Raw genomic sequence first — 8687 nt, 5'->3', positions numbered from 1 at the left:
ATGCCCAGATTGAGAGGGCATAAAGTATATTAAATGGCAGTTAAATAACCTGAACTCTTGCTAGAGAAAATCAATTTAAATATCACTATGATTCAATATGGTAGTAAATCTCTTAACCAGAGTTCAGGTTAAATAAAGTTAGTCTGCTACTTTTACTGAACCGCTAATATTATCGATACTTACATCGCCCGAGCCCGACTCAGTAATAGTCAGCCCTTTGGCATGGTTAACGCGAATATCACCCGAACCGTCTTCAATTGTTACGCTTGAGCCAATATGCTCAATGATCATGTCGCCAGAGTTATCATCAACATTAACAGCACCGCTTATATTATTGATTGTTATATCACCCGATCCATCTTCAACGTTTAGCGAACCGCTTATGTTGCTCACGTGCATTTCGCCAGAACCATCGTCAATAGTTGCATTGCCGGTTACGTTGTTTATATGAATACTGCCAGAGCCGTCGGTTAGTTCTAAATTACCTGCGATGTTTTCAAGGGTTACTTCACCTGAGCCATCGTCAACAGTTAGGTTTTTAGCACCGCTTATTGTTAAATCTCCTGAGCCGTCTTTTACATCAATATTGCTTTGCATAGCATTTATTAAAATGTCGCCAGAGCCATCATCAATATCTAAATTTAGATTACTTGGCACAGTAACCACTAAATTAATACTTGGAGATTGACCACTGTAAAAGCTAATACCATTACGACTTTTATTTTGGGCAACAAGCTTTGCCTGTTTACCGTCTTGCTCGAGCGTTAGTTCGTACTCGTCTTCAATGTCGGCTGTGTAAATAGTGGCATCAACACTAATGCTGGTGGCCGTTTTTGAGCCTTTTATTTCAAGGCTACCTGCGCCGCTTAACACATTTAAATATTCTAGATTATTACTTGGTAGTGATAGCTGTTGAGTTTGCTTTACTGAGGCAACGCTTGGCGATATATGAAATACACAGCCACTTAATAATAAAATGCCGCCAATAAGTGAAAGTGGTTTTGCAATACTTAATTGTGTTGATGAGCTCATGTTTAGTCCTTTGGTATTTATTGTTTGTATTTATATAAACAATATAGAGCAAAAATGAGGCCGAAATGTAAGTTATTGTTTTATATAGGGTGGTGTTTTTTTATGAAAGTTGAAATACTAATAAGTGGTTAAAATAACTAACTATTAATAAAAAAGGATGCGCGATGCATCCTTTGTTTAATTTAGAAACTTTAACTGTGGTATTAATGTGCTCTGAAGTAGCTTATTTGTTGCTTAATTTTTTCAGCTAATGTCATTAGTTCACTTGCCGAATTTACAGTACTTTGCGTGCGAGACTCACCCTCTTTAGCGAGTTGGCTTATAGAGTGTAAATTTTGAGTAATCTCTGCTGCAACGGTGCTTTGTTGATCTGTTGCCTCAGCTATATTATTTGATGAGCGAGTTAGATCACCAATACTTTGAGTGATTAAGTTAAGTTGCTCTCCTGTTTTTTCGCCCTCTTCAGCTGATTTAATACCCAACTGACGGCTTTGTTCCATTTGTTTAGTTGCGGCGGTAACTTGTATTTGTAGCTGTTCAATTGTTTGGCTAATTTCTAAAATTGATTTTTGAGTGCGCTGCGCTAATGTTCTAACTTCATCGGCTACAACTGCAAACCCTCTACCTTGTTCGCCAGCTCTTGCCGCTTCTATTGCTGCATTAAGTGCTAGTAAGTTTGTTTGCTCAGCAATCCCATTAATTACTTCGGTTACTTTACTTATTTCGTTACTCGCGGTGTTTACTTTTTCTACAGAGTTATGGCTATCATTTAACTGTTGGCTTAGTTGCATTAAATCATTAACAACTTGGGTTAATTGTGTTCGACCTAATTGAGCTTCTGCATCAACTTGTTGGGTTCGTTGAGCGCCTTCATTTGCGTTATTGGCTACATCTTTAATGGATACTGACATTTCTTCGATGGCGGTGGCTATTAGATCTGTTTGCCCCATCATTGCATGTGCTTCTTTGCCGTTAGTGAGTGCAATTTTTTTGGAGATGCCCGCTTGCTTTTCCAGCTCAACTACAGAGTTTTGTAAGGCGAGTATTAGTTTTTTGAGTTCAACCGACATGCTGCTTACACTCGCGGTAATTTGGTCTATTTCATTTTCACTATTTGTGTTGGTATTTAAAAAATGTTGTGACAAATCACCTTTACCTAATGCATCAACGCTACGTGTTAACTGTCTTAATGGTTTAAGTGTTTTTACTAGCATCCAAAAAAGTAAAATTGAGATAGCAAGGATCCCCGCAACAGACGTTATGCTGTTAACTACCATTAGTTTTATGCTTTCTTCAGTGAGTTCGCTTTCTTTTACACGACCAAGTAAGGTCCAATCCCACCCAGGTACCGTTTTACTGTAAGCAAACATCGGGGTGTTATTTTCACTATTGTATTTTAATGACAGACCTTTTTTAATTGCCTCTAGATTAAGCCCATCAAGTGCTTTGGAGTTCACTTTTGAGTCAACTGCGGCCTCTTTACCCGCTATAACTACATCATTTGTATTTCTGAAAACAAATAAGTTACCGCTTTCTTCAATTACTATTTTATTAACAGACTCTCTCAGCGATGCCAGTGCATCGTTTATATTAAAACCTATGTATAAAATACCAATTACTTGGTTTTGTTTATTTTTAATTGGTTGGTAAACAGTCATATACTCGTTGCCGAATAATTTAGCGTAACCTTCATAGCTTTGACCGTTCATAAGAGGCTGATAGCCTGGGTGTTTTTTTCCTAGGTATGTGCCAATAGCCCGTTGCCCATCACTCTTTTTTAAAGAGGTAGTAATACGAAAAAAATCATCCCCATCTCGCATAAATACCGTGGCGTTACCTCCGGTTAATTTAGCGTAATTTTCAACAATATCGATATTGTTATTAACCTGTTCACCATCATGTAAAAGAATAGGAACCATAGTATCTACGACCATTACTTTTTGATCGCTTTTTTTAAATTCACCAGGGTACATACCTTTAAATACGGTCGCATTGCGTTTTGCTATTGCAAGTAGGCTGTCGTATTGGAGTTCTAAAAGATCTGAAATAGCGGTTATTTCAGACTTAATCGCAGTTTCACTTTTTTCAGAAAGTGTATTAGCCGAGATTAAATAGGTAGATAGTCCCACTAAACTAAAAATACATAACGTTAAAGTGAATGCTAGGGCACCAATTTGTTTTGATATTGACCAGTTTTTATAGCTCATACTTCACTCCAAAGAAAGACGGTATTTATGCGTATTTAGTTTAATTATAGGCGTTTTAAGTTGTTTTTTGATGACTTACTAGCAACTAACTTAACCTAATAATCAATTTATCATATAAAAAAAATTTAATAATAATAAAAAGTTAGCAATTTATGTTGAAGGTGTTATTGCTGAATTTATTTGATTATAGCTAGGATGGTTATTTTTATTACTATTTTTTAAATATAAAAAATCCGATATGGCATGCCATATCGGATTTTAATTTAACTCATTAAATTTAAATTTAAATTAAAAGCTGTAAGTAATATTACCGTATAAGAAACGCCCGTCTAATCCGTAAGGTGCATACGGTGTGTACGGGAATATTTGGCCAAAGTCAGAGTAACCAATGTTATCCACGGTTGCTTGTGGGTACTGATCGAATAAGTTGTTTGCACCAACGGCAAATTTCCAATATTCGTCTGGACGGTATGCCACTTCTAGGTCGGTGATCCATTTAGGGTCTAGGTATTCATCGCGATCGGCTGTAGTTGATATATCAGCGACTTCACCATAACGTGTGGCACGAAGCGTTGTTTGCCATTCGTTAAAGTTCCACACTGCTGATAGGTTCCATTTGCTATCTGGCGTGCCTTCTTCAAAGCGACCTACTTCACGACGTGCAAACACTACGTAGTCGTCACCTAGTGAGTTAAGCTGTGCTGGGTTGTCGTTTACGTGTGTTACTTCGGTATCGTTAAAGTTAGCAGCTACGTTTAGGCGTAAATCACCTAAGTTGTCTAAATCTAGGTTATAAGTGGCTACTATATCTACACCTTGCGTGCGTGAGTCGATAGCGTTGGTAAAGTAACGTACGCTTTCGGTATTTAGCTCACCGGCATTTTGTAGTATTTCAACAACTGCATCGCCTTCTAAGTTTTCAGACAATACAATACGGTCATCAATATCAATACGGTACGCATCAACAGTTAAGCTAAAGCTGCCTTGAGTGTAAATAAAGCCCGCAGTAACGTTTACTGACTCTTCAGCATCTAACGGCTGTGCACCTAGCGCTTGCGCTGCTGCAGAATCAGTTGGGAATAGACCCACTTCAAATGGTTGGTTGTTTTCAAGTACGGTTGATATTTGGCGGTACGAGCTTTGCGCTAAAGATGGCGCACGGAAACCTGTGCTAATTGCACCGCGCAGCGATAGGTTTTCAGTAATGCTGTAACGCGAAGCAAGCTTAGAAGTAAATGTGTCACCAAAGTCGCTGTAATCTTCATAACGACCCGCTAAAACTACGTTCCATTTTTCTGTTAAGTAGGTATCAAACTCAACAAATAAAGCGATGTTATGACGGCTTTCGTCAGTCGCGCTTTCTGGTCCAAAACCAGCAAGTACTTGCGCGCCACCGGCTGCAATTGGGTTACCGTCGCTATCAAGTGCGGTGATGTAAGACGCTTCTTCGCCTTCTTCTATTTTGTAGCTTTCGTGGCGGTATTCAGTACCTACGGTAAAAAATACGTCATCAGGTAAGCCTAAATCGAGTGTGGTATTGGCCGTTGCGTTTACTAAAAACTGATCGTAAACCAATGCACCGTTGTCAAATTCGGTTGGGCTGTCGGCACCTAGTGATGTGTTAATACTATTTACAACACCGAAACCAAAGTCGTTGCGGCCGTAGTTGGTACTTACATCCCATGTCCAGTCGTTAGTTTCGCCTTGTAAGCCCAGTGCAAATGAGTAGTCTTGTACGTCAGTTTCAATTTGCGGCAAAAAGCCATCTGGGTACACTTCTAAAACGTTACGGCTGTCTTTTGCTCGGCGGTAAAAACCACCTGAATTACCTTCACGCTTTGAGTAGCTACCAAATGAATAAAGGTTTAAGCCGTTATCTAAATCGTAACCCATGTTGTAAAACAACGCGTAATCTTCAAGGTCGGCTTTACCAAAACGGTGGTTGTAACGATCGATAGTAAATTCGCGTGGGTCTAGGCTGCCATCATCAAGGCGGCTGTATTGTTCGCGTGGGTCAAAGCCTGAGCGTTGAGTTGAGTCGTTATCACGGTATTCAATTGATACGTTTACAAAGCCGTTATCAGATAACGCAAAACCAGAGTTTGCGCTAACCGTGCGTGTTGCACCGTCGTTTACTTCTCTGTCGCCACCGGTATTAAACGCTAAGTCGCCGTTTGCGTCTGCATAGGTGCTTTCTAGCTGAGATACACCAGCCATTTGAGTGTCGTATTTACCGTACGTTACGCTAACGCTACCGCCTTCTGAGGCATCTTTAAGTACAATGTTAATTACGCCAGCAATTGCATCAGAACCGTACTGTGCGGCTGCACCGTCACGTAGTACTTCAACACGTTTAATTGCAGAGGTTGGAATCATGTTCAAATCAACAGCTGTAGAGCCTCGGCCAACAACACCTGCTAAGTTTAATAGCGCACCGGCATGGCGGCGCTTACCGTTTATAAGTACTAATGTGTGATCGGGTGCTAATCCACGTAAAACAGCTGGTTTTGCATGGTCAGTACCATCACCCATAGTGGCACTTGGGTAGTTAAAGCTAGGTACTTGGTTTGCTAGTATTTGGCTTATTTCTAGCTGACCCGTACTTTGCATATCACCGCTGGTAATAATGTCTACGGGTACCGTACTTTCGGCAATACTGCGTAAGCTTCTGCGAGTACCGGTAACCGAAATTACTTCGATATTCTTTTCTGCTTGATTATCTTGCTCTGCGGCAACGGCCATAGAGTAAGGTGTGCTAAGTGCAGTGGTAACGGCCAAGCTAAGTGCTAGTTTATTTGCAGATAAACGCTTAAAAGTCATTAATTGTTCCCCAAGAGCTGCTAGTCGAAAAGGAGCGCATCATATAGAAGCGACTACCCTAGTGCAAAGATAAAAACTATCTAAGATATTCTAAGTTGTTAACACGTGAAGCTGGGGCGTGTTGCCTTGGTGATTGAATTTGCAGCAGTATGTTTGGCTTTTAGGCAAGGCAGAGCCTATGTAGTGTGGTTACTCCCCATAAATAGGCGATAACGCAGCATAAATGCCAAACATGCGCTGCCCTTTGGGTTCTTTCTAGGAACGATTAACTCTTTGTTACTCAGTTTTTACTTAGCCCACTAGGTTACAAACCTCGCGCCACGATTAAATCGCTCCTAGATTGAACAAATTTCAATCCACAAAGGCCAACACGCCCCAGTGTTTACGCGCGATATAGGCGTTTGGATCGTTGTAGTTGCAATCTTGTGTCGAATGGTTGCGAATTCAAGGGAATTTTAGATAAAAGTTAGTAAGACGTAAAAAGGCCAAGCAAATGCTTGGCCTTTCAATTTTTTAAATTTAGTGATTTAAATTATTCAGGGGCAACTTCAAGCGTTGTAAATAATGCATAACGTCCTGCATCTACGCCTTCTTCATTTACGGTAACCTTGTTAGAGGTTTCGATTAGGTATAGGCCTGGTTCTTTCCACGTAATTGTAAACATACCTTCTTTATCGGTCGTTACTTTTACTTCGCCACGGTCGTTACGGTAGCGTGTGTCGCCTTTTAAAATACTTACTTCAATGCCTTCACCGGCAGATTTACCATCTTGTAAAAGCTGAAACTTAGCGCTTTCACCTACAAATAAGTCATTTGGATGCGTTGGTCCACTAAGCTCTAAGCCTAAACCTAACTGTGCAGGCTTTGAGGTGCCATTTCGGCTTACAAATGTATCTACTGTTGAAATAACCTTCGTTGTAGTTACATCTTTAGCGTTGCTTGGTAACTCGGCTTCTGTTTTTTTACCAAATACGCGCTTGCGCTTACCTTCTTCGTTTTTATAGAGGGTCATGTACATTGGCTTTTGGGTCATTGCAATGTGGTAAGTGCCTTGCTCTGTTAAGCTTACCGCAGCTGAGCTTTTACGTTTTAAGTAATAAGCACGGATGGTTTCAGATACTGGCTCACCATTAGGCGCAAGTGCCATTAGTAATGTGTCGTCGTACTCGGCGCCTTTTTCTTTAGGTTTAAAGGCTTTGTCTGGTGCAAAAATTTCGTTTGAAATACTTGCGTCAATCATTACGTAATGCGCTTTATCGCCTGATAAAGATGTATGCGAAGGTAGTAACCAACGTCCGTGTGCACTTGCTGAAGTTGACACTAAAGCAGATAAGCTCAATGCGCCGATTAATGCCGTTTTTAATAAATTAATTTTCATTGTATTTCCTTAAATTCAAATGATTAAGTAGCAGCTACTTAGTGCTTACAGTGACGAAGCTTTTAGAAAACTCGTCTTTACCATCAATTGTCAGCTTGCCTGATTTAGTTAAATCGAGCTCAACGCGGGTGTAATCTCTGCCGCCTTCTTCGCGTACAACTTCAATATTTAGTAAGTATTTACCTGGTTTTACTGGGTTACCGTCTAAATCATTACCTTGCCAGTTTATGGTGTAAGTACCCGCGCGCTTGGTTGCGCCGCTAATGCCATCAAAGTTGGCATCGCTTTTACCGGCTTTACGCCACCATTGGCGTAAGTCTTTAAACCATTCAGCTTTTTGCACCCAAAGTGCAAGCGTTGTAACGTGTTTGCGCTCTGGTGTTTCAAGCCAAACTGCAACGTATGGACGGTGATACGGTTGTACTTCTAAGTCGGGAAGCGTTAATTCAACCTCTAGCTGTGGTGTTTGCGCATGCGCCGTTGTTTGAAAAAACGCAGCTACAATCAGTAATGCGGCGCTTATAAATAATTTAAATTTAACCATTAAGACACTCCTTTTATTTGTGGAACCCAACATAAATAAATAACCAGTGGAGTTGCGACTCCTAGTAAGGTTATCCATATTCCTGCTAAGCGTTTTTTTCTATTTTGAAACAAAATAATCATGCCGGTGATGGCAAATAAAATCATTAGTACGGCAGATATATCAATTACCCAACTCCATACTTCACCGCTGTGGCGGCCTTTATGTAAGTCGCCAATGAGGCTTAAAAAGCCACCTGTTTGGTAATCAAGGTTTAACTCGCCAGTTGTAAAGTCGAGCTCTGCGTAGGCAAACCCTGCAGGCAGTGGGTAGTCGAGCATGACGAGCGCGTCTTCTTTTTCCCACTCAATGCTTTTTACTTTTGTAAGTGCATATTGCTCGGCTAAGTAAGCTTCTATTTCTGGGTAAAGCGTTGGCAAGGTATTTAGCTGTTCATTTGCTTTAGTAACTAGCTCTACTGGAATTGTTGCAGTTACTTGACCGTTATTTTTATCGTTTTTAAGCCAATCAACGTGATTAAGCACAATGCCGCTAACGCAAAATAAAATAAGCAAAAAAAACAAAGCTGTAGAAATATAAATATGTAGAGCGCGGCTTGTACTATACAAAGCCCGCTTATTAATAAATGACATAAAAACAGTTAATAAATCAAATTTACAACATGATAATGATTTGCATTAGCTATTACAAATTTACTTACTTATCT

The 8687-nt window shown here is 40.1% G+C and carries 6 protein-coding genes; all 6 read right to left on the bottom strand.

Annotated elements, in window-relative coordinates; all coding sequences use genetic code 11:
- Positions 1-138 precede the first annotated feature (138 nt).
- Positions 139-1032, bottom strand: coding sequence for a DUF4097 family beta strand repeat protein (locus CXF76_RS12735; RefSeq protein WP_101163842.1), 894 nt, complete (start codon positions 1030-1032; stop codon positions 139-141).
- A 203-nt stretch (positions 1033-1235) separates the two neighbouring features.
- The gene (locus CXF76_RS12730) at positions 1236-3239 is read right to left on the bottom strand and encodes a methyl-accepting chemotaxis protein (RefSeq protein ID WP_101163841.1); all 2004 of its coding nucleotides are present in this window, start codon (positions 3237-3239) and stop codon (positions 1236-1238) included.
- Positions 3240-3527: 288 nt separating this feature from the next.
- Positions 3528-6059, bottom strand: coding sequence for a TonB-dependent receptor plug domain-containing protein (locus CXF76_RS12725; RefSeq protein WP_024607258.1), 2532 nt, complete (start codon positions 6057-6059; stop codon positions 3528-3530).
- Positions 6060-6591: 532 nt separating this feature from the next.
- Complete coding sequence (locus CXF76_RS12720; RefSeq protein WP_101163840.1) at positions 6592-7437, bottom strand: DUF4198 domain-containing protein; 846 nt, start codon at positions 7435-7437, stop codon at positions 6592-6594.
- A gap of 34 nt (positions 7438-7471) precedes the next feature.
- A complete protein-coding gene (locus tag CXF76_RS12715) occupies positions 7472-7981 on the bottom strand; it encodes a DUF2271 domain-containing protein (RefSeq protein WP_101163839.1) in 510 nt (169 codons plus the stop codon).
- Positions 7981-8613 carry a PepSY-associated TM helix domain-containing protein gene (locus CXF76_RS12710; RefSeq protein ID WP_101163838.1) on the bottom strand — a complete coding sequence of 211 codons (633 nt, stop codon included), beginning with the start codon at positions 8611-8613 and terminating at the stop codon, positions 7981-7983. The genes CXF76_RS12715 and CXF76_RS12710 overlap by 1 nt, the downstream gene beginning before the upstream one ends.
- Between the last annotated feature and the right edge of the window lie 74 nt (positions 8614-8687).

The sequence above is a fragment of the Pseudoalteromonas sp. 78C3 genome, assembly GCF_002836695.1.
GTDB classification, from domain to species: Bacteria; Pseudomonadota; Gammaproteobacteria; order Enterobacterales; family Alteromonadaceae; genus Pseudoalteromonas; species Pseudoalteromonas arctica.
Note: the sequence above shows the minus strand (reverse complement) of the source record. Positions and strands in the feature narration are given on the sequence as shown.